The 21,593-nt window shown below is 59.9% G+C and carries 20 protein-coding genes; 14 read left to right on the forward strand and 6 right to left on the reverse strand.

Annotated features, from left to right (window positions below):
• Nucleotides 1-179 precede the first annotated feature (179 nt).
• Nucleotides 180-1,658: a helicase HerA-like domain-containing protein gene (locus E4P01_RS25170; protein WP_005790951.1), complete on the forward strand. Its 1,479-nt coding sequence runs from the start codon at nucleotides 180-182 to the stop codon at nucleotides 1,656-1,658.
• Between the two features lie 3 nt (nucleotides 1,659-1,661).
• Here E4P01_RS25170 and E4P01_RS25175 read toward each other — a convergent pair whose 3' ends face one another.
• Nucleotides 1,662-2,117 (reverse strand): DciA family protein, encoded by a 456-nt coding sequence (locus E4P01_RS25175; protein ID WP_005790949.1) that lies wholly within the window; start codon nucleotides 2,115-2,117, stop codon nucleotides 1,662-1,664.
• Nucleotides 2,118-2,423: 306 nt separating this feature from the next.
• Between E4P01_RS25175 and secA the strand changes: the two genes are divergently transcribed.
• The 3 genes from secA (at nucleotide 2,424) to E4P01_RS25190 (ending at nucleotide 7,465) form a co-directional block, all read left to right on the forward strand.
• Complete coding sequence (secA, locus tag E4P01_RS25180) at nucleotides 2,424-5,159, forward strand: preprotein translocase subunit SecA (RefSeq protein ID WP_078822196.1); 2,736 nt, start codon at nucleotides 2,424-2,426, stop codon at nucleotides 5,157-5,159.
• 124 nt (nucleotides 5,160-5,283) lie between these two features.
• Nucleotides 5,284-6,501: a bifunctional glutamate N-acetyltransferase/amino-acid acetyltransferase ArgJ gene (gene argJ, locus E4P01_RS25185; RefSeq protein WP_005790945.1), complete on the forward strand. Its 1,218-nt coding sequence runs from the start codon at nucleotides 5,284-5,286 to the stop codon at nucleotides 6,499-6,501.
• A 19-nt stretch (nucleotides 6,502-6,520) separates the two neighbouring features.
• The gene (locus E4P01_RS25190) at nucleotides 6,521-7,465 is read left to right on the forward strand and encodes a Nudix family hydrolase (RefSeq protein WP_148852628.1); all 945 of its coding nucleotides are present in this window, start codon (nucleotides 6,521-6,523) and stop codon (nucleotides 7,463-7,465) included.
• Between the two features lie 118 nt (nucleotides 7,466-7,583).
• Here the strand turns inward: E4P01_RS25190 and E4P01_RS25195 are convergent, their stop codons facing one another.
• The 3 genes from E4P01_RS25195 to E4P01_RS25205 are packed head-to-tail and all read right to left on the reverse strand — an operon-like array spanning nucleotide 7,584 to nucleotide 11,165.
• Entirely contained in the window at nucleotides 7,584-8,162 is a 579-nt protein-coding gene (locus tag E4P01_RS25195; RefSeq protein ID WP_216092045.1) for a cob(I)yrinic acid a,c-diamide adenosyltransferase, read from the reverse strand.
• 2 nt (nucleotides 8,163-8,164) lie between these two features.
• Nucleotides 8,165-10,201 (reverse strand): ATP-binding protein, encoded by a 2,037-nt coding sequence (locus E4P01_RS25200; RefSeq protein WP_216092044.1) that lies wholly within the window; start codon nucleotides 10,199-10,201, stop codon nucleotides 8,165-8,167.
• Between the two features lie 46 nt (nucleotides 10,202-10,247).
• Nucleotides 10,248-11,165 carry a putative 2-dehydropantoate 2-reductase gene (locus E4P01_RS25205; protein WP_216092043.1) on the reverse strand — a complete coding sequence of 306 codons (918 nt, stop codon included), beginning with the start codon at nucleotides 11,163-11,165 and terminating at the stop codon, nucleotides 10,248-10,250.
• A gap of 123 nt (nucleotides 11,166-11,288) precedes the next feature.
• On the opposite strand from E4P01_RS25205, the gene E4P01_RS25210 reads away from it, so the two are divergent.
• Together E4P01_RS25210 and E4P01_RS25215 are read left to right on the forward strand one after the other, a co-directional pair.
• Entirely contained in the window at nucleotides 11,289-11,774 is a 486-nt protein-coding gene (locus E4P01_RS25210; protein WP_003193880.1) for a YajQ family cyclic di-GMP-binding protein, read from the forward strand.
• A 136-nt stretch (nucleotides 11,775-11,910) separates the two neighbouring features.
• Nucleotides 11,911-12,753 (forward strand): mechanosensitive ion channel family protein, encoded by an 843-nt coding sequence (locus E4P01_RS25215; protein WP_005790935.1) that lies wholly within the window; start codon nucleotides 11,911-11,913, stop codon nucleotides 12,751-12,753.
• Nucleotides 12,754-12,934: 181 nt separating this feature from the next.
• On the opposite strand, the gene E4P01_RS25220 is transcribed toward E4P01_RS25215, so the two are convergent.
• Nucleotides 12,935-14,233 carry an OprD family porin gene (locus E4P01_RS25220; RefSeq protein WP_078822193.1) on the reverse strand — a complete coding sequence of 433 codons (1,299 nt, stop codon included), beginning with the start codon at nucleotides 14,231-14,233 and terminating at the stop codon, nucleotides 12,935-12,937.
• Nucleotides 14,234-14,972: 739 nt separating this feature from the next.
• Between E4P01_RS25220 and E4P01_RS25225 the strand changes: the two genes are divergently transcribed.
• Both E4P01_RS25225 and E4P01_RS25230 read left to right on the forward strand, forming a co-directional pair.
• The gene (locus E4P01_RS25225; RefSeq protein WP_032879698.1) at nucleotides 14,973-15,398 is read left to right on the forward strand and encodes an HIT domain-containing protein; all 426 of its coding nucleotides are present in this window, start codon (nucleotides 14,973-14,975) and stop codon (nucleotides 15,396-15,398) included.
• Nucleotides 15,399-15,401: 3 nt separating this feature from the next.
• Nucleotides 15,402-15,608: a SlyX family protein gene (locus E4P01_RS25230; RefSeq protein WP_005790924.1), complete on the forward strand. Its 207-nt coding sequence runs from the start codon at nucleotides 15,402-15,404 to the stop codon at nucleotides 15,606-15,608.
• A gap of 71 nt (nucleotides 15,609-15,679) precedes the next feature.
• Here the strand turns inward: E4P01_RS25230 and E4P01_RS28280 are convergent, their stop codons facing one another.
• Complete coding sequence (locus tag E4P01_RS28280) at nucleotides 15,680-16,282, reverse strand: cold-shock protein (RefSeq protein WP_005790922.1); 603 nt, start codon at nucleotides 16,280-16,282, stop codon at nucleotides 15,680-15,682.
• Nucleotides 16,283-16,710: 428 nt separating this feature from the next.
• On the opposite strand from E4P01_RS28280, the gene E4P01_RS25240 reads away from it, so the two are divergent.
• From E4P01_RS25240 to ruvC, 6 genes are all read left to right on the forward strand, one after another.
• Complete coding sequence (locus tag E4P01_RS25240; protein WP_003193874.1) at nucleotides 16,711-17,184, forward strand: Dps family protein; 474 nt, start codon at nucleotides 16,711-16,713, stop codon at nucleotides 17,182-17,184.
• Between the two features lie 181 nt (nucleotides 17,185-17,365).
• Entirely contained in the window at nucleotides 17,366-17,719 is a 354-nt protein-coding gene (locus E4P01_RS25245) for a ribbon-helix-helix domain-containing protein (protein ID WP_032803701.1), read from the forward strand.
• A 170-nt stretch (nucleotides 17,720-17,889) separates the two neighbouring features.
• Nucleotides 17,890-18,111 carry a zinc ribbon domain-containing protein gene (locus tag E4P01_RS25250; protein ID WP_003193872.1) on the forward strand — a complete coding sequence of 74 codons (222 nt, stop codon included), beginning with the start codon at nucleotides 17,890-17,892 and terminating at the stop codon, nucleotides 18,109-18,111.
• A gap of 108 nt (nucleotides 18,112-18,219) precedes the next feature.
• Nucleotides 18,220-19,995 (forward strand): aspartate--tRNA ligase, encoded by a 1,776-nt coding sequence (gene aspS / locus E4P01_RS25255; RefSeq protein WP_005790914.1) that lies wholly within the window; start codon nucleotides 18,220-18,222, stop codon nucleotides 19,993-19,995.
• 136 nt (nucleotides 19,996-20,131) lie between these two features.
• On the forward strand, nucleotides 20,132-20,878 hold the full coding sequence (locus E4P01_RS25260; RefSeq protein WP_216092042.1) for a YebC/PmpR family DNA-binding transcriptional regulator: 747 nt from the start codon (nucleotides 20,132-20,134) through the stop codon (nucleotides 20,876-20,878).
• A gap of 188 nt (nucleotides 20,879-21,066) precedes the next feature.
• Entirely contained in the window at nucleotides 21,067-21,591 is a 525-nt protein-coding gene (gene ruvC / locus E4P01_RS25265; protein ID WP_076949748.1) for a crossover junction endodeoxyribonuclease RuvC, read from the forward strand.
• Nucleotides 21,592-21,593 lie beyond the last annotated feature (2 nt).

Raw genomic sequence — 21,593 nt, forward strand, 5'->3', positions numbered from 1 at the left:
ATATCCGAGGCGCGTCCTATAGGGGAGGCGCAAAATGGCAGCGTTAAAAAAGGTGTGGTATTTCTGGTGATAGCTCCGTTGGTCCATATCGGAATTATCTGACCATTTTTTAGTCTTTGTCGGGCTTACATCCGTCTATATCGACCTCGCGGCACTAAAGATTAACCATAGGTGACGAAATGCCTGACTCCACACAACTGCTTATCGGTGCCGGCCTTGACGGCCAGCCCATCGCCCAGTCCATGCGCCTGGCCAACCGTCACGGGTTGATCGCCGGCGCCACCGGCACCGGCAAGACCGTCACCTTGCAGCGCCTGGCCGAAGCCTTCAGTGATGCGGGCGTGGCGGTGTTCGCCGCTGACATCAAGGGCGACCTCTGTGGCCTGGGCGCCGCCGCCAACCCTCAGGGCAAAGTGGCCGAGCGCATTGCCGGTATGCCGTTCCTGGATTACACGGCCCAGGCGTATCCGGTCACCCTGTGGGATATCCACGGGCAGTCCGGCCATCCGCTGCGCACCACCATCAGCGAAATGGGCCCGTTGTTGCTCGGCAGCTTGTTGGAGCTGACTGACAGCCAGCAATCGGCGCTCTATGCGACCTTCAAGGTGGCCGACCGCGAAGGTCTGTTGCTGCTGGATCTCAAGGATCTCAAGGCACTGCTCAATCACCTGCGCTATCACCCGGAGCTGCTGGGTGACGACGCGGCGTTGATGACCACCGGTTCCAGCCAGGCGCTGTTGCGGCGCCTGGCGGTGCTGGAGCAGCAGGGCGCCGAAGCCTTGTTTGGCGAGCCGGCCCTGCAACTGGAAGATATTCTGCAACCGGCCAGCGATGGCCGCGGGCGCATTCATCTGCTCGATGCCAGCCGGCTGGTGCATGAAGCGCCGAAGGTCTACGCGACCTTCCTGTTGTGGCTGCTGGCAGAGTTGTTCGAGCAATTGCCGGAGCGTGGCGATGCCGACAAACCGCTGCTGGCGCTGTTTTTCGACGAGGCGCATTTGCTGTTCGCGGATACGCCAAAAGCCTTGCAGGAACGTCTGGAGCAAGTCGTACGCTTGATCCGCTCCAAAGGCGTCGGCGTGTACTTTGTCACCCAATCGCCGGGCGACTTGCCGGATACGGTGCTGGCGCAACTGGGTTTGCGCATTCAGCATGGTTTGCGTGCGTTCACCGCCAAAGAGCAGAAATCCCTGCGGGCGGTGGCCGACGGTTTCCGGCCCAACCCGACCTTCGATACCTTGTCGGTGCTCACAGAGTTGGGGACGGGTGAGGCGTTGGTGGGAACCTTGCAGGAAAAGGGCACCCCGGAAGTCGTCCAGCGCGTACTGGTTGCTCCCCCGCAATCGCGGATCGGGCCGCTCAGCGCAGCAGAGCGTGCGGCGTTGGTCGCCAGTTCGCCGCTGTTGGGCCGCTATGACAAGCCGGTTGACCGGGAGTCGGCCTATGAAGTGCTGATGGCTCGCAAGGAACTTGGGCCCACCGAGGAAACCGCACCGACCGCCGAAGAACCGAGCTTTACCGACAAGGCCGGTGCATTCCTGGGGACTACTGCCGGCAAGGCGCTGAAGTCAGCCATGCAGCAGGCGGCCAATCAAATGGGGCGCCAGTTGGTGCGTGGCCTGTTGGGCTCGTTGCTGGGCGGCAGCAAACGCAAGTAGTGTTCAGGCTTTGGGCCGGGCATGGGCGGCCAGCCGTTCCAGGGCTGCGCGCAAGCCTGGGTCGCTGATCCCTTCGGCCGTTGCCTGCAGGGTTTCGGCCGCATTTTCCGACAGGTCCATCGTATGCCCCACTGCGCCTTGCGGCACGGTGGGCGGCTGTACCTTGAACTGAATGCGCGTCAAACCGGCGAACTCGTCAAAGACCATCAACTGGCGCTGCAAGCGTTTTTGCTGATAGCGCAAGCGTGTGGCCCAATGGCCATCAGTGACAATTAATAGCAGATTGCCTTCTCGCCAGGACGCCACATGACAATGCTCACGTGCGGCCGGTTGCAACTGGCTTTCAAGCAGGCGCTGCAAACGGCCCAAGCGTTGCGCATGGCCAAAGATGGCTTTCAACGGCTTGGCTTCGCGAAGCAACACGCCGGGAGCGCGGGCTGTAAGAGGGCGAAATGCCATGTTTAGACACCTTAGGTAACAGAGCGGTTATCTTACCAGAAAGCGCCGGTACGCCCCGCGGCCATGCCTTGGCTGGGCTTTACCCATGAAATCAATAAGTAACTTCTGCGCTCTATGGGTTGAAGTTCGCGCAAAAGCCCTTATTTTAAACAAGCCCTCTCATAGCGCCGCGCCTGCATCGGGAAACAACGTTACTTTCCTCACCCACGATTCCGGGTAGAATGCGCGTTCGCAATGCGGCCGTGAGGGCTGCTCGGGCCACTCACGGTGCGCCCTCCATCCCTATGTGTGGAAGAACCTGCCGATATGTTTGCGCCTTTGTTAAAGAAACTTTTTGGAAGCAAGAATGAGCGCGAAGTCAAACGCATGCTCAAGACGGTGCAGCTGGTCAATGCCTTCGAGGAGCAGATGGTTGCTCTGTCGGACGAGCAATTGCGCGCCAAGACCCAAGAGTTCAAGGCCCGCATAGCCAAAGGTGAAACCCTCGACAAGCTGCTGCCCGAAGCCTTCGCGGTCGCCCGCGAAGCCGGTAAGCGCGTCATGGGCATGCGCCACTTCGACGTCCAGTTGATCGGCGGCATGACCTTGCATGAAGGCATGATTGCCGAAATGCGTACCGGTGAAGGCAAGACCCTGGTGGCAACCCTGGGCGTTTACCTCAACGCACTGTCCGGCAAGGGCGTGCACGTTGTGACGGTGAACGACTACCTGGCCCGCCGGGACGCCAACTGGATGCGCCCGCTGTATGAGTTCCTCGGCCTGACCGTCGGTGTGGTAACGCCGTTCCAGCCGCCGGAAGAGAAGCGTGCCGCGTACGCCTGCGACATCACCTACGGTACCAACAACGAATTCGGTTTCGACTACCTGCGCGACAACATGGCGTTCAGCATGGATGAGAAATTCCAGCGTGAACTCAACTTTGCCGTGATCGACGAAGTCGACTCCATCCTCATCGACGAAGCCCGTACGCCGCTGATCATCTCCGGCCAGGCCGAAGACAGCTCGCGCCTGTACACCGAGATCAACAAGTTGATCCCGCGCCTGGAGCAGCACATCGAGGAAGTCGAAGGCGTGGTGACCAAAGAAGGTCACTTCACCATCGACGAGAAGACCCGCCAGGTCGAGCTCAACGAAGCCGGTCACCAGTTCGTCGAAGAGATGCTGACCCAGATCGGCGAGCTGGCCGAGGGTGAAAGCCTGTACTCCGCGCACAACCTGGGCCTGTTGACCCACGTGTACGCCGGCCTGCGCGCCCACAAGCTGTTCCATCGCAACGTCGAATACATCGTGCAGGACGGCCAGGTCGTGCTGGTTGACGAACACACCGGTCGTACCATGCCCGGTCGCCGTCTGTCCGAAGGCCTGCACCAGGCCATCGAAGCGAAGGAACACCTCAACATCCAGGCCGAAAGCCAGACGTTGGCGTCCACCACCTTCCAGAACTACTTCCGTCTGTACAACAAACTGTCCGGCATGACCGGTACGGCCGACACTGAAGCGTTCGAGTTCCACCAGATCTACAACCTGGCCGTGATGGTCATTCCGCCGAACAAACCGTTGGCGCGTAAAGACTACAACGACCTGGTGTTCCTGACTGCCGAAGAGAAATACGCGGCGATCATCAACGACATCAAGGACGGTATGGCCAAGGGCCGCCCGATCCTGGTGGGTACCGCCACTATCGAAACTTCCGAGCACGTGTCCAACCTGCTTAACAAGGAAGGCATCGAGCACAAGGTACTCAACGCCAAGTTCCACGAAAAGGAAGCCGAGATCATTGCCCAGGCCGGTCGCCCTGGCGCGCTGACCATCGCTACCAACATGGCCGGTCGTGGTACCGACATCCTGTTGGGCGGCAACTGGGAAGTGGAAGTGGCCTCGCTCGACAACCCGACCCCTGAGCAGATCGCCCAGATCAAGGCTGACTGGCAGAAGCGCCACCAGGCCGTGCTGGAATCCGGTGGCTTGCAGGTGATCGCCTCCGAGCGTCACGAATCGCGCCGTATCGACAACCAGCTGCGTGGCCGTGCCGGCCGTCAGGGGGACGCCGGTTCCAGCCGTTTCTACCTGTCGCTGGAAGACAGCCTGATGCGCATCTTCGCCTCTGATCGGGTGAAGAACTTCATGAAGGCCCTGGGCATGCAGTCCGGTGAAGCGATCGAGCACCGCATGGTGACCAACGCCATCGAGAAAGCCCAGCGCAAGGTCGAAGGCCGCAACTTCGACATTCGCAAGCAACTGCTCGAGTTCGATGACGTCAACAACGAACAGCGTAAAGTGATCTATCACATGCGTAACACGTTGCTGGCCGCCGACAATATTGGCGAGACCATCGCTGACTTCCGTCAGGACGTGCTCAACGCTACCGTCAGCGCCCATATCCCGCCACAGTCCCTGCCTGAACAGTGGGATGTTGCCGGCCTGGAAGCCGCGTTGAAGAGCGACTTCGGTGTCGACTTGCCGGTTCAGCAATGGCTGGACGAAGACGACCACCTGTACGAAGAAACCCTGCGCGAAAAACTGATGGCCGAACTGCTGGCCGCGTACAACGAGAAAGAAGAGCAGGCGAGTGCCGAAGCACTGCGCACCTTCGAGAAGCAAATCGTGCTGCGCGTGCTGGACGACCTGTGGAAAGACCACCTGTCGACCATGGACCACCTGCGTCACGGCATCCACCTGCGCGGTTACGCCCAGAAGAACCCGAAGCAGGAGTACAAGCGCGAGTCGTTCACGCTGTTCTCCGAGCTGCTGGATTCGATCAAGCGCGATTCGATTCGCGTGCTGTCCCACGTTCAGGTGCGTCGCGAAGACCCGATCGAGGAAGAGGCACGCCTGCGTCAGGAAGCCGAGGCGCTGGCTGCGCGCATGCAGTTCCAGCATGACGAGGCTCCGGGCCTGGACGCGCCTGAAGCGTTGGGCGAAGAAGTCGACGTGGCCCTGGCTCAAAGCCCGGTTCGCAATGATCAGAAACTGGGCCGCAACGAGCTGTGCTTCTGCGGTTCGGGCAAGAAATACAAACACTGCCACGGCCAGATCGAATAAGATTTTCGCCTGACGCTGCAACACCCCTGCGCCGCGACCGGCACCAGCCGTCGCGGCGTTTTGCCATTAATTCCCACCGTCGATAGCGACGGCACAGACATCATCTATTTCAAGGAGCGCATACATGGCTGTTGGTCTTGGTCCTTTGCCCACATTGCACCCGGTCGCCGGTTTTGAACTCGGTATCGCTTCGGCCGGCATCAAGCGCCCGGGGCGCAAGGATGTGGTAGTGATGCGCTGTGCCGAAGGCTCGACCGTGGCAGGTGTATTCACCCTCAACGCTTTTTGCGCCGCGCCAGTGATCCTGGCCAAGCAACGGGTGGCCGGGTCGATTCGCTACCTGCTGACCAATACCGGTAACGCCAACGCCGGCACCGGCGAGCCTGGCCTGGTGGCGGCTGCGCGCACCTGCGCCAAGCTGGCGCAACTGGCCGGCGTGGACGCCAGCCAAGTGCTGCCGTACTCCACCGGCGTGATCGGTGAGCCGCTGCCAGTGGAAAAAATCGAAGGCGCCCTTCAGGCTGCGCTGGATGACCTGTCTGTGGATAACTGGGCGGCTGCGGCCACCGGCATCATGACCACGGACACCTTGCCAAAAGGCGCGAGCCGCCAGTTCGTGCATGACGGCGTGACCGTCACCGTGACCGGTATCAGCAAGGGCGCAGGCATGATCCGTCCGAACATGGCCACCATGCTCGGTTATATCGCCACCGACGCCAAAGTCTCCCGCGATGTGCTGCAGCGCCTGATGCTCGATGGCGCCAACAAGTCGTTCAACCGCATCACCATCGACGGCGACACTTCCACCAACGACTGCTGCATGCTGATCGCCACTGGCCAGGCCAACTTGCCGGAAATCACGTCCACCGAAGGCCCGCTGTTCGCGGCGTTGAAACAGGCCGTGTTTGAAGTGTGCATGGAGGTGGCCCAGGCCATCGTGCGCGACGGCGAGGGCGCGACCAAGTTCGTCACGGTTGAAGTCAATGGCGGCGGCAACCATCAGGAATGCCTGGATGTGGGTTACACCGTGGCTCACTCGCCGCTGATCAAGACCGCACTGTTTGCATCGGACCCTAACTGGGGGCGTATCCTGGCCGCCGTTGGCCGTGCCGGCGTGCCGGACCTGGACGTGAGCAAGATCGACGTGTTCCTGGGCGACGTATGCATCGCCAGCCGCGGTGCCCGTGCCGAAACCTACACCGAAGCCCAGGGCTCGGCGGTGATGCAGCAGGAAGAAATCACCATCCGCATCGAACTGGGCCGCGGCGAGTGCAGCGAAACCATCTGGACTACCGACCTGTCCCACGAATACGTGAAGATCAACGCGGAATACCGTACCTGATACCAAGAGGAAACTGGTGGTGAAACGAGTGCATGTAGCAGCAGCGGTGATCCGCGGTGTCGACGGCAGGATCCTGTTGGCGCGCCGTGCCGATACCCAGCATCAAGGCGGCCTCTGGGAATTTCCCGGCGGCAAGGTGGAGGCCGATGAGTCGGTCGCCACGGCCTTGTCCCGTGAATTGCAGGAAGAGCTGGGCATCCAGGTCACCACGGCGCGGCCGCTGATCAAGGTGCAGCACGACTACCCGGACAAGCAGGTATTGCTGGATGTCTGGGAAGTCTCGGCGTTTACCGGCGAGCCTCATGGGGCCGAAGGGCAGCCGTTGGAATGGGTGTCGCCGCGGGACTTGCTCAACTACGAGTTCCCGGCGGCGAATGCGCCGATTGTTGCTGCTGCGCGCCTGCCGGCCGAGTACCTGATCACCCCCGGTGAGCTGGAAACCCCGATGTTGTTGCGCGGTATCCAGCAGGCCATCGCTGGTGGCATCAAGCTGGTTCAACTGCGTGCGCCCAACGGTTATGACCCCAAATACCGCGATCTGGCGGTGGATGCGGTTGGCCTGTGTGCCGGCAAGGCACAACTGATGCTTAAAGGGCCGTTCGAATGGCTGGGGGATTTCCCTGCCGCCGGCTGGCACATGACCTCGGCGCAACTGCGTAAGTATGCGAGCAAAGGCCGACCGCTGCCGAAGGATCGCTGGTTGGCGGCTTCTTGCCACAACGCCGAAGAGCTGGCACTGGCAGAGATGATGGACGTGGACTTTGTCACGCTGTCGCCGGTACAGCCGACCCAGACGCATCCGGATGCGCAGCCTTTAGGTTGGGAGCAGGCGGCGCAGTTGATCGCCGGGTTCAGTAAGCCGGTGTTTCTGCTGGGCGGGGTTGGGCCTGCGCAGCGGGAGCAGGCCTGGGAAGCCGGGGCGCAAGGCGTGGCTGGGATTCGGGCGTTCTGGCCGCAGGTTTGATGTTGCGCTGACGGGCCCTATCGGGAGCAAGCCCCCTCCCACACTTGAATGTATTCACAATTCAAAATGTGGGAGGGGGCTTGCTCCCGATGAGGTCTTGCCAATCAACCGATAAGTCTCAGTGTGGCTTGGCAGCCGCCTGCCACAACACTTCAGCAACACCTTGGCGCCGGGCAATCACCCTGGCCGCCACAAACAGCAAGTCCGACAACCGATTGACATACGCCAATCCCACCCCCTCCAGCGGCTCCAGCGCATTCAGGTGCTGACACCGCCGCTCCGCACTGCGCGCCAGGCTACGACACACATGGGCTTGGGCGATCAACGCCGAGCCGCCAGGCAGGATGAAGTTCTCCAGCGGCCCAACCTCCTCATTCCAGCGATCAATCGCCGCTTCCAGCCGATCCACTTCCGCCGCATTCAATGCCTTGTACACCGGCATCGCCAGCTCGCCGCCCAGGTCGAAAAGGCGATGTTGGCAAGGTGTGAGCACCTCAATCACATCCATTAGCGCCGGATGCTTGCCGCTTTGCTCTTCAAGGTTGGCCAGCAGCAAGCCCAACTGGCTGTTCAGCGTATCCACCTCGCCAATCGCCTCCACGCGTGGGTGGTCCTTGGGCACGCGGCGGCCGTCGCCGAGGCCGGTCTCGCCCTTGTCGCCGGTACGGGTGTAGATCTTCGACAGGCGAAAGCCCATGGTCAGTGCTCCAGTTGGGTAAGTTCAGTGGGGGGCAATTGGCTGCCGGCAAGCGGCAGGCGCAAGGTAAAGCACGTGCCCTGGCCCAGGGTGGAATGCACTTCCATCTGGCCCTTGTGGTTGTTGGTAATGATGAAATACGACACCGACAGCCCAAGCCCGGTGCCCTGGCCGATTTCCTTGGTGGTGAAGAACGGCTCGAACGTGCGTTTGCGCACGTTTTCGCTCATGCCGATGCCGTTGTCTTCCACCTGGATTTCTGCCCACGGCGGGTTGAGGCGGGTGCGCAGGATAATGCGCCCCGGTTCGCTGTCGTCTTCACGCAGGTGAATGGCCTGGGCGGCGTTCTTCAGCAAATTGAGCAGCACTTGTTCCAGCTCGTTGGCGGTGCCGGGCACGGGGCCCAGTTGCGGGTCGAACTGGCGGATGATCGCTTGGCCCTTGAAGTCGAAGCCGATGGTGAGGTCGAAATCGTTGCCGGCAATTTCCACGGCCTGGTCGATCAAGGCCGGCAAGTCGCAGGGGGCCATCTGGCGATTACTGCGCCGGCTGAAGCTGAGCATGTGGGTGACGATTTTCGCGGCGCGGGCGCCAGCTTGCTGGATGCCGTCGAGCAACTGCGGGACTTCGCGGCCTTGCAGGTAGCGATTGACCGTGTCCAGTTCAATCCCCACTTGTTCGGCGAGCTCCAGGTTCTTGGGCAGGTCGGGGGACAGGCGGCGGCGAATGTTCTGCACGTTATGCAGGATGGCGCCCAGAGGGTTGTTGATCTCATGGGCCATACCGGCTGCGAGGCCGCCGACCGAGAGCATCTTCTCAGATTGCACCATCATTTCTTCCAGGGACAGGCGCTGGGTGATGTCGTCGATCCGGATCACCACGCCGCGCCCGGCACCGCCCATCAATGGATAGAACGTCAGGGCGTAATGCTTGGGCTCGTCGTCCTTGATCCAGGTGACCCGTTCTATCCGCTCCACCGAGTGTTGCTCCACCGTTGCCTTGATTTGTGGCAGGTACGGCTTGAGGGGCTGGAAGGCCAGAAAGATCGGCTGGTTCAGGGCTTCGTCCAGGCGCGTGCCGGAGAGAGCAGTGGCTTCCTGGTTCCACTGAGTGACGTAGAGCTGTTCATCCAGGGCGATCAGCGCCGAGGGCATCGAGTCGATGATGCTGTTGAGGTAGTTCTGGAAACCGGTGAGTTTTTTCTCGATCTTGCTGCGCACCTGAACTTCCAGTTCGAGCTTGCGGTTGGTATGCCGGGTTTCTTCGGCCAAACCCTGGGCCTGGTCGTAGGCGGCCTGGGAGTCGTCGCGGGCGCGCTTGAGTTGCTGCTCGCGGGCTTCGATACGCGACAGCATGGTGTTGAAGGCTTCGGCCAGGCTGCCGATTTCATCATGGTTGCCGGGCCCTGCGCGCAGGGCGTAGTTCTCTTCGCGGGTGACCTGGCGCGAAAGCTCTTCCAGTTCATGGATGGGGCGGGTAATCAGGCGTTTGATCTGCCGGGCGATGACCAGCCACAGCAACACACTGAAGATCAGGATGCCCAGGCTCGCGGTCAGCGTGCCGGTATAGAAGGCCATCGGCAGCTCACTTGTGGCCACCAGCAACAAATGCCCGGAAGGCTGGTTGCCACGGGGCAGGGTGATGACCTGGTTGCTGCGAAACTCGGTAACACGCCACGCTTCAATATGCCGGTAGTGGTCCGGCAGGTGCAGGCGGTCGCCGTGTTGCATCTGCGCCAGGCGGTTGCCTTCGCCGTCATACAGGGCGGCGGCGCGCAACGGTGAATAGCTGGTCAGTTCGTTGAGCAGTGCCTCGGCCTTGGCCGGGGATTCAAGCGCCTGTGCGGCAAGCGACGGGTTGGACACCAGCCGACCGATGGCCTGCAAGGCCTGGGGGGCCATGCTTTCCTGGGAGATCCAGTAAGCAGCGCTGATAAACGTCAGGTTGGCCACCAGCAATACGGTGGTCAACAGTACTAGCAGGGCCGCCAGCAGTTTCTGTCCTACCGGTAGATTTTCAAGACGCTGGCGCAATGGCATCAGGGTTTTCCCAGGTGATAGACAGGTAGGCAGGGTAGCGCGTGCCTCAGTCGCTGGCCAATCCGCGTGCGAGCAAATGCGTCACCAGGCGCGTGTGCACCTGTTGCAGATGCGGCACTGCCAACTGATGGCGGGCCGCGGCCTGGCAAGCGTAGCCCAGCAGGTAGCTGATCTCGGTACGTCGGGCGTTGGCGACGTCCTGGTACATGGAGGAATAGTTGGCGGCGGTGGCCTGGATCACTCGCTCGACTTCGCTGTGCAAGTCCTGTGCAGCCGCAGGCTGGCCGCAGCGCTCCAGCAGTTCGGCCAGCTCGGCGCAGAGCGTGGCGACCTCGCAGTGGTGGGCGCTCAAACCGCCGTTGCGGCAGTGATACAGCACGGTCAGTGGGTTGATGGCGCAATTGAGCGCCAGCTTGCGCCACAGGCGCGTGAGGATATCGCTGGCCCAATCGTGGGGAATGCCGGCTGCTTGCAGGTCGTCCAGCCACAGCGGTGGCGTGGGGTGGCTCGCATCCCCCAGCCAGGTGTAGCCATGCCCGGCAAACACCACCCGCCAGTCGCCTTCGCGAAACGCACCTTCAGTACTCGAGGCAAAGATACAGCGGGCCGACGGCACTTGTGCAGCCACTGCGTCCTGGCTGCCGAGGCCATTTTGCAGCAGGATCAGTTCGGCGTCGGGCGCCAGTCGATGTTGCAACTGGGCGATAGCGCTTTGGGCGTCGTAGGCTTTGCATGCGACCAGCAGGCGATGAATCGGCTCCAGGCTGTCAGGCGCTTCGCCGACTACCGGGTAAGTCTGTTCCACACCGTGCTCGACCAGGGTCAGCCCTTGGCCAGCTCGATAGTCGGCAAGGCGTGCCTCATTGCGCAGGATCAGCCTGACGGGCACCCCCGCGCGCGCCAGCCGCGTGGCCCACAGGGTGCCCAGGCTGCCGGCGCCAAGAATATGCCAGGGGGTCGACATCAGTGTGTACTCCATAAGGTCGCCAGCGGTGAACGGCGTGAAAGAACCGCTATAATGCCTCGGCATTTTAGCTCGGGCGCGCTCCATCTCTACTGAGCCCGCCCCTTATATTGGAGAAATCACATGCCTTCGTTCGACGTGGTATCTGAACTGGACAAACACGAAGTCACCAACGCCGTCGAGAACGCCGTCAAGGAACTGGACCGTCGCTATGACCTGAAAGGCAAGGGCAGCTTCGAATTCAAGGAAAAGGAACTGACCGTCAACCTGACCGCTGAAGCCGATTTCCAGCTGGAAGCGATGATCGAGATCCTCAAGCTGGCCCTGGTCAAGCGCAAGATCGACGTGCAGTGCCTTGAAGTCAAGGACGCCTATGCTTCCGGCAAGCTGATGAAGCAGGAAGCCGTGCTCAAGGAAGGCATCGATAAGGAGCTGGCGAAGAAGATCGTCGCCCACATCAAGGACGCCAAGCTCAAGGTCCAGGCCGCCATTCAGGGCGAGCAGGTTCGCGTCACCGGCAAGAAGCGCGATGATCTGCAAGAGGCTATTGCGGCCCTGCGTGCCAAGACTTTCGATATGCCGCTGCAGTTCAATAACTTCCGCGACTGATGGCACTTTGGGGAACCTGTGGGTGTTTTTGACGTCCCACGCCCCAGAATCAGTGCCTACAATTGAGCCCTTCGGGGCTCAATTGCGTTTTCAGGCAGTCAATAGAGCCCTATCGCCGCACCACAGGAGAAAGTAGATGGATTTGAACGCTGAAATGGATCACCTGATCAAGACCTCTCAGTCTTGGATCCCCATGATCATGGAATATGGCAGCCGGGTATTACTGGCAGTGATCACCCTCGCCATTGGCTGGTGGCTGATCAATGTCTTTACCCATCGTGTAGGCCGTTTGCTGGCCGTGCGCAACGCCGACCTGGCGCTGCAGCACTTCGTCACCAGCCTGGCGAACATCGCGCTGAAAGTCATGCTGATCGTCAGCGTGGCCTCGATGATCGGTGTGGCAACCACCTCGTTCGTCGCTGCCATCGGTGCGGCAACCCTGGCGATCGGCCTGGCATTGCAGGGCAGCCTGGCGAACTTCGCTGGTGGTGTGCTGATTCTGCTGTTTCGTCCGTTCCGCATCGGTGACTGGATCGAAGCGCAGGGCACCTCGGGTACCGTCGATAGCATCCAGATCTTCCACACCGTGATCCGTACCGGTGACAACAAGACAGTGATCGTGCCGAACGGCATCCTGTCCAACGGCATCATCACCAATACCAACCGCCAGCCGACCCGCAAGGTGGTTTTTGATGTGGGCGTGGACTACGAGGCCGACCTGCAAAAAGCCCGTGAAGTGTTGCTGGAGCTGGCCAAAGATCCCCGCGTGCTGGCTGATCCTGCGCCTGTAGCGGTGGTATCGACCCTGGGCGACAGCTCCATCACCGTTTCGCTGCGCTGCTGGACCAACACCCCGGATTATTGGGACGTGGTGTTTATGTTTAATGAACTGGCACGTGACCGTTTGAAAGCGGCAGGGATTGATATTCCGTTTCCACAACGGGTTATTCGAGTGATGCAGGAAAGTGCGCCGAAATAACTTGGCGTACTGCTGTCGAAGTTGGCCGAAAGGTCAGCTTTGATAAACTAGTTACTTAGCTTGCTAGTTGTTTTGTTGTTTGAAACAAAACTGCAATAAAAAAGCCGCTCCCTGTTAAACGCAGGAGCGGCTTTTTGTTTAAGGCCGAAGCCTCAAGCCATCGTTGTAATTAAACCGGCAATTACAAGATGTTCAGCGGGTAGTTCGCGATCAGGCGCAGTTCGTCGATCGAAGGCGAACCGTAGTAAACGCCATCCCCGGAACGATAAGTCGCTTGACGCAGGCGCAGGCTCAGGTTTTTTGCCGGGCCGCTCTGGATCACGTACTTGGCTTCGATGTCGCGTTCCCATTCTTTGCCGTTGCTGGTAGTGCCGGTGTTGGCGCCGCTACCGGTAACGTAACGCGTCATGAAGCTCAGGCCAGGAATGCCGAAGGTTGCCATGTTGATGTCATAGCGCGCCTGGTAGGACTTCTCGCCTTCGGCGTTGAAGTCGGAACGGGCGATGGAGTTGGCCAGGAACACCGTGCCGCCGCCGTCTACGCCGTAGCCGTAGTCGCCGTCACCGGTAACCTTCTGGGCTGCCAGGGTGAAGGTGTGCGCGCCGATGGTATAGGCACCCTGCAAGCTGAACGCGCGGTTGTCGAGCTTGGTCACGCCATCCTTCTCTGCACGTTGCAGGCCGGCGCCATCGCTCTTGGTATCGTAGATGTTGAAGTCCAGCGCGAACGACTGGTCATCGCTCAGGGCGTGGGTCCAGTTCAGGTTGCTGTAGTACTTGCGGAAGTAATCTTCGGTTTTCGCGTAGTACAGGCTACCGGTGACTTCTGGAGTGAAGGCATAGACGCCGCCGACAAAGTCGGTTTTGGTCAGGCCCAGGCTGTCATGGTAGGTCTGGTTTTGCGCGACGCTTGAGGTGAAGTGGCCGCCCTCAAGCTTCAGGCCCTTGATCTCGTTGCTGGTGATCGAGATACCTTGTGGCAGCTCCGGCAACAGACGGCTGTCATCAGAGGCGAACACCGGTGCGGTGGTGTATTGGTCACCCACTTTCAACACGGTATTGGAGATGCGGAACTTAACTGCGCCGCCGCCTTTGGAGTAGTCGTCCTGGGAGCGACCGTCGGAACCGGTAGGGAACAGACCTGTGCCGGCGCGACCCTTGCCGCTGTCGAGCTTGAGGCCCATCAGGCCGATAACGTCCACACCGACGCCAATGGTGCCCTGGGTGAAGCCCGATTCGTACAGGGCATTGAAGCCCAGGCCGGTTTCTTCGGCGCGGCTTTTACGCTTGCCGTTGACGGTGCTGTAACCGCCCCCTGGCTCATTACGGAAGTCGCGGCTGAAGTACAGAGCGCGAGTATTGATGCTGAAAGTACTGTCTTCAACAAAGCCCTTGGAATCGTCCTGGGCGGACGCCATTGCGAACTGCGAGGTGCCTGCTGAAACAGCCAGGGCGATCATGCTCCACTTCATCACGCGCATCGTGATTTGCTCCTTTGGTTTTAGGAAGAGTACTGCCGTCCCACCTGTATTTTTATCTGGGCGGCTCTTTCTTTTTTTGCCGGCGCAAAGTTATCTCACGCAGGCTCTATTGACGATACTTACTCAATTATCCTTTCAGCTTCTTTACGAGGCTGTCGTAAATCGCTAGATCCATGTCGCAAATTCACAGCCAGAAATGTATCCAGGCTGACAACTTCAATGCTGTTTTCAGACTTCTTTCAAAGTTTGAACACTTCCTTGATACACACTGAAACGCCACTACTTTTATCGCGAAACACCTGCTTCCAGACGGGTGCCGTTGCCGACGATACGGGGGTGAATGCAACAAGCGTGCTCAAACCGGCGACCGAATGTCATTTTTTCGTGAAAAGCGTGATGGGAATGTAAAAACCGCATAAGCACGGGCCTTTTACGCCGTTTGGTTTGGGCTCGGCGCCCAGGGTGCTACCACTCTTTGGTGCTACGCAAAACCTGCGCTTGGGTAAAACGTTACCGGTTCACCCCTCTCAGTGGGTAATTGGCGGATCCCTTTGACGCACCAGTGGGTCATTTTGGTGCGTGCTGTTGAGGCCCGGTCTAGCGTAGATCAACTGTTTTTCTGCCTCCAAAAGGTGCATTTTTACCCGCCTGCCTCAACAGTGCCAGGATTGGCCGTGAAGCCTCAGACGTTCAAAGGTATGCTGGGCGCCTGTCCCGACCTGCCGAACGGAGTGCCCACGTGTTCGCCTTAGATCAACGCCTGCAACAAGACACCTTGGCCATTGGGGACTTCCCGCTCTGTCGCCTGCTGCTGTCCAATGACGCCAATTACCCCTGGTTCATTCTGGTGCCACGCATCGACGGTATCAGCGAAGTGTTTCAACTGGATGTCGCAGATCAACAAACCTTGTGGCAAGAAACGACGGCCCTGGCGCAACTGCTTAACGAGGGGCTGGCCGCTGACAAGATGAACATCGGTGCGCTGGGTAACGTCGTCAGCCAATTGCATGTGCATGTGATTGTGCGCAAACGCGATGACGCCGCCTGGCCGGCACCGGTGTGGGGCAAGCACCCGGCCCGGCCCTATACCCAAGAGCAAGTGGCGGCGATTCGCGCTCGATTGCGTGCGCTGTTGCCTGCCGACTTCATCTTTACCCAGGACTGAATCATGGACCTGCAAGAGCGCGTTACCGACCTGGAAAGCCGCCTGGCTTTCCAGGACGACACCATCGAGACCCTCAACGACATCCTGGTCACACAGCAGCGGGCGGTTGAACGCCTGCAATTGCAAATGACGGCCTTGCTCAAGCGCCAGGAAGAAATGGGCGGCCAGTTCGAGTCATCCGAAGAAGAAGCGCCGCCGCCGCACTATTGAATGTGCAGGCAATAAAAAACCGCGATCCAGCCAACGCTGGATCGCGGTTTTTTTTGCTGCGAAGGCTAGGGTCAGCGACGCGGCAGGGCAGCGATTACATCTTCGGCTTGCAGGCCCTTGTCGCGGTTCATCACCGAGAACTCCACGCGCTGGCCTTCGACCAGGACGCGGTGGCCTTCGCCACGGATAGCCCGGAAGTGGACGAAGATATCGTCGCCCGAATCGCGGGAAATGAAGCCGAAGCCTTTGGAGGTGTTGAACCACTTGACGGTACCGGTATCCCGGTTGGTCATGTCGTAGTTTTGCGACGCGGCCGCCGGAGACGAACGGTAGAAGCTGATGGCCAGGTGAAGAACAATGGCAACCACAGCAATCACCAGGCTGAGCAGGATAGCCGGATGGCCACCCACTTCAGGCATAGGCGCCAAAAGGGTGAGGGTTTGAACAACAACAGTCAGCACCAGCAGCGCACTGACCAGGTTTTGCAGTTGATGACGCGTGCCTTTGTTCCAGTAAGGGATTACCGGTGCGAGCGTCAGGTTAAGAAGGCCGAACAAGGCCAGGTACAGAGCGTCATGTTGTTGCAGGTAGGGCAGGCTTTCAGGCTGCAGGCTCGGGATAAAGGACAGCAGCAAAGCTGCAACGCCCGTTAGCAGGTGGACGATTTTCAACATTTTGATTAACTCACGTTAAGACGGATCACAAGGAAGAGCTGACTGGCACGGTTCGCTTCTGAACAATGGGAGGCGTTGAGCACGTGCGCGGGTATCAGCCTATGTGAAGTGCCGCAGGAATAAACGGCAGCCACACGGCGTCTATTTAACAGCAAAGGCTGTGCCTACTCAAATCAAGCATTTCGGGGTGTTGCGACGGCAACGGCATTTGTGCAGCAAACGCTTGTCCTAGACAGGTGCAGGATTTTTTGGCGGGCGTTGCGAGACCGTTCCTACGGCTAAAAAGGCTTGCCAATTCGCGAGTTGCAAGCGATGCGGGGCGATTTGCCGCAGGTCGCCTGGGTGTGACGGGCTGCATGCGGCTCGCTCTCTTGCTAGAGTGGTCCTGCACCTGATCAATGAATACTCGTCAATTGAAGGGGAAAAACATGGCAATCGATATTGGTATCAGTGAAGAAGACCGTAAGTCCATCGTCGACGGACTTTCACGACTGCTGTCCGATACCTATGTTCTGTATCTGAAGACCCACAACTTCCATTGGAACGTCACAGGCCCCATGTTTCGTACGCTGCACTTGATGTTCGAGGAGCAGTACAACGAATTGGCGCTGGCGGTGGACTCCATTGCCGAGCGCATCCGTGCCCTGGGCTTCCCGGCACCGGGCGCCTATTCGATCTACGCCCGCCTGTCTTCGATCAAGGAAGAGGAGGGTGTGCCGAGCGCCGAAGAGATGATCAAGCAACTGGTGGCCGGTCAGGAAGCGGTTACGCGTACCGCCCGAGGCATCTTCCCGCTGCTGGACAAGGTCAGCGATGAGCCGACGGCCGACCTGTTGACCCAGCGTATGCAGGTACACGAGAAAACCGCGTGGATGCTGCGTTCGCTGCTCGAAAACCAGTAACCGTCAAACCCGGGCGGCGCTGTTTCAGCGCTGCCTGCTTGTTTCCCTGCGCTTCCTGGCGTTGTCCTACGACTAACGACTCCCCGTCTTCTGGCTGCTGCACGCTGGGTGCTGTTTTATAGGCCCATCGTTCAATGGGAGAAGCCCATTGGCTGCTGTTTGGCAATGGAGTGTCGGGTGTATGTCACGTGGAATGGGTAAAGGAGTGATGGAAACCTGTGGTTTTCACAAGATAAAGGTCGACCCTTTTGCAAAAGGGTTCGATATGGGACTGGCCAAGCCGTTGTCGCGGTCGGTCAGGCTCAATGGGTTTTCGACCTGCCTGCGGCTTGAGCAGATCTACTGGAACATCCTGACGGAGATCGCCAGGATCAATGCCTGTTCGGTCAGTGCCTTGTTGTCCTATGTCGATCGGGAAGTGCATTTGCGTTACGGAGGCGTGAAGAACTTCAGTGGGCTGGTGAGGGTGGTGTGCGTGGTTCACGTGCTCAAGGGCCGGGTTGCTCCCGCCGCTGAGGGCACCTTCGCGTCGTAGCCCGGCGGCCCTGGGCCCGGCCTTCATCCTTGTGGGCCGGCCCCGGGGCAGAAAGCCGGCTGCGCTGTGTCGATTTACCAGATATAATCCCGCGCTTTGCTGCGCATGCCGGGGCTTTATGCACAGGGCAGGGCGTGGCGCTGTAACGATCTGATCGCCGAGACATCTCCATGCCCATGTACGACTATCAATGCGCTTCCTGTGGTCACCAGTTGGAAGCCATTCAGAAGATCAGCGCAGCGCCGCTGGTCGATTGCCCTGCCTGCCAGGCACCTGAGTTGAAGAAGATGTTGTCCATGCCGGGCTTCCGCCTGAGCGGCAGCGGCTGGTACGAGACTGATTTCAAGACCGGTGCCAAGAAGAACCTGGCCGGCGGCGACAAAGCAGACTGAGTTGAACTCTACGCGCAGGCTCCTGCATTATCCGTCCCCTGCTTTAATGTACGGTGACGAGGCGGGCCTGCCACCGAATTTCGAATTACGAGAAGTGAAACCACGACCATGATGCGCAGCCACTATTGCGGCCAACTGAACGAGACCCTGGAAGGTCAGGAAATCACCCTTTGCGGATGGGTTCACCGTCGCCGCGACCACGGCGGGGTGATCTTCCTCGATATCCGTGATCGCGATGGTCTGGCCCAGGTAGTGTTCGACCCGGACCGCGCCGAGAGCTTCGCCGCCGCCGACCGCGTGCGCAGCGAATACGTCGTCAAGATCACCGGCAAGGTTCGCCTGCGTCCTGCCGGTGCCGTGAACAAGAACATGGCGTCCGGCGGCATTGAAGTGCTGGGCTATGAGCTGGAAGTGCTGAACGAGTCGGAAACCCCGCCGTTCCCACTCAACGAATACTCCGACGTTGGCGAAGAAACCCGCCTGCGCTACCGCTTCCTGGACCTGCGTCGTCCGGAAATGGCCGAGAAGCTGCGCCTGCGTTCGCGCATGACCACCAGCATCCGTCGTTTCCTCGACGAAAACGGCTTCCTCGACGTCGAAACGCCGATCCTCACCCGGGCTACCCCGGAAGGCGCGCGCGACTACCTGGTGCCTAGCCGTACCCACGCCGGCAGCTTCTTCGCCTTGCCGCAATCGCCGCAGCTGTTCAAGCAACTGCTGATGGTGGCCGGCTTCGACCGTTACTACCAGATCGCCAAGTGCTTCCGTGACGAAGACCTGCGCGCTGACCGCCAGCCGGAATTCACCCAGATCGACATCGAGACCAGCTTCCTCGATGAAAAAGAGATCATGGGCCTGACCGAGCAGATGATCCGCAACCTGTTCAAGGAAGTGCTGGACCTGGAGTTCGGCGAATTCCCGCACATGACCTTCGAAGAAGCCATGCGCCGCTACGGTTCCGACAAGCCAGACCTGCGTAACCCGCTGGAACTGGTGGACGTGGCCGACCAGCTCAAGGATGTCGACTTCAAGGTGTTCAGCGGCCCGGCCAACGACCCTAAATGCCGCATTGCTGCCCTGCGCGTACCTGGCGGCGCGAGCATGCCGCGCAAGCAGATCGACGACTACACCAAGTTTGTCGGCATCTATGGTGCCAAGGGCCTGGCGTACATCAAGGTCAACGAGCGCGCTAACGGCGTTGACGGCCTGCAATCGCCGATCGTGAAAAACATCCCTGAAGCCAACCTGAACACGATCCTCGATCGCGTCGGTGCCGTTGACGGCGACATCGTGTTCTTCGGCGCCGACAAGGCCAAGATCGTCAGCGAAGCCCTGGGCGCGCTGCGTATCAAGCTCGGTCACGACCTGAACCTGCTGACCTGCGAATGGGCACCGATGTGGGTCGTCGACTTCCCGATGTTCGAAGAGAACGACGACGGCAGCTTCAGCGCGTTGCACCACCCGTTCACCGCGCCGAAGTGCTCCCCGCAGGAGTTGGAAGCCAACCCGGCAGGCGCACTGTCCCGTGCCTACGACATGGTGCTCAACGGTACTGAGCTGGGTGGCGGTTCGATCCGTATCCACCGCAAAGAGATGCAACAAGCGGTGTTCCGCCTGCTGGGCATCAACGAAGCGGAACAGGAAGAGAAGTTCGGCTTCCTGCTCGACGCCCTGAAATACGGCGCGCCACCGCACGGTGGTTTGGCGTTCGGCCTGGACCGTCTGGTGATGCTGATGACCGGCGCCCAGTCGATCCGTGAAGTGATCGCCTTCCCGAAAACCCAGAGCGCTGCGGACGTCATGACCCAGGCCCCGGGTGTGGTGGATGCCAAGGCGTTGCGCGAACTGCACATCCGTCTGCGCGAGACGCCGAAGGCTGAGTAAGGCTGCAGCGTGAAAGCGCGATAAGGTTGTACGCAGTCAAAAAGGCGCATCTTCGGATGCGCCTTTGCGTTTAAAAGAGGGAAATCCCGCCGAGGGCGGGATTGATAAGGTTTCTAGAGAATTTCGGAGTTGTGTTATGGCTGGCCATTCCAAGTGGGCGAACATCAAGCACCGCAAAGAGCGTCAGGATGCCAAGAAGGGCAAGATCTTCACCAAGTGGATTCGCGAACTGACCGTCGCAGCCCGTCAGGGCGGCGGTGACCCGGGCTCTAACCCGCGTCTGCGCCTGGCGCTGGACAAGGCGCTGGGTGCCAACATGAGCCGCGACATCATTGACCGCGCCGTGGCTCGTGGTGCCGGTGCGGCCGACACCGACGATATGGTCGAACTGACCTATGAAGGCTACGGCCCGGGCGGCGTGGCGGTGATGGTCGAATGCATGACCGATAACCGCAACCGCACCGCCGCCGCGGTGCGCCACGCGTTCAGCAAGTGCGGTGGCAACCTCGGCACGGATGGTTCGGTGGCTTACCTGTTCGAACGCAAGGGGCAGATCACCTTCGCACCTGGCACCGATGAAGACGCGCTGATGGAAGCCGCGATGGAAGCGGACGCCGACGATGTGGTCACCAACGAAGACGGCTCTATCGATGTGTTTACCTCGTTCGCCAGCTTCTACGCCGTGCGTAATGCCCTGCAAGCTGCTGGTTTCAGCGGCACCGACGCGGAAATCGTGATGCTGCCGACCACCAGTGCCGAGCTGGACCTGGAGGGGGCGCAGAAGGTGTTGAAGATGCTGGATATGCTTGAAGACCTGGATGATGTGCAGAATGTGTATTCGAATGCCGACATCCCGGAATCGGTGGCCGAACAGCTAGGCTGAAGAACGATATAGATCCCAATGTGGGAGGGGCTTGGGTGGGAGGGGGCTTGCTCCCGATGAGGGAGTGTCAGTAAGCACATTTGTGACTGGCCCACCGCCATCGGGAGCAAGCCCCCTCCCACACAAGCCCCCTCCCACATTAGAGTCTCTGTGTATCAAAAAATGTGTTTATCCAACCCGCAGGCGTTATGACTTTAATCCTAGGTATCGACCCCGGTTCGCGCATCACCGGTTTTGGCGTGGTGCAGCAGACCCCGCGCGGCTGCATCTATGTTGCCTCGGGCTGCATCCGCACCGGCGCAGGGGAATTGGCCGAGCGGCTGCAGATCGTCTATCGCGGCGTACGTGAAGTCATCCAGACCTACGGCCCGATCACCATGGGCATCGAAAAGGTCTTCATGGCCAAGAACGCCGATTCGGCGCTCAAGCTTGGCCAGGCCCGGGGTGCAGCTATCGTGGCAGGCGCCGAAGAGGGCATGGAAATCGCCGAATACACCGCGACCCAGGTCAAACAGGCCGTGGTCGGCACCGGTGCAGCCAACAAGGAACAGGTGCAGATGATGGTCATGCACATGCTCAAGCTCACTTCAAAACCGCAGATCGACGCCTCCGACGCCCTGGCCATCGCCATTTGCCATGCACATACCCGTTCCAGCCTGCTGCCTCACGGCTTGGGAACGGCACGTAGTCGTGGCGGGCGGCTGCGTCTCTGATA

Source organism: Pseudomonas sp. NCIMB 10586, from assembly GCF_023127895.1.
GTDB lineage: Bacteria > Pseudomonadota > Gammaproteobacteria > Pseudomonadales > Pseudomonadaceae > Aquipseudomonas > Aquipseudomonas synxantha_A.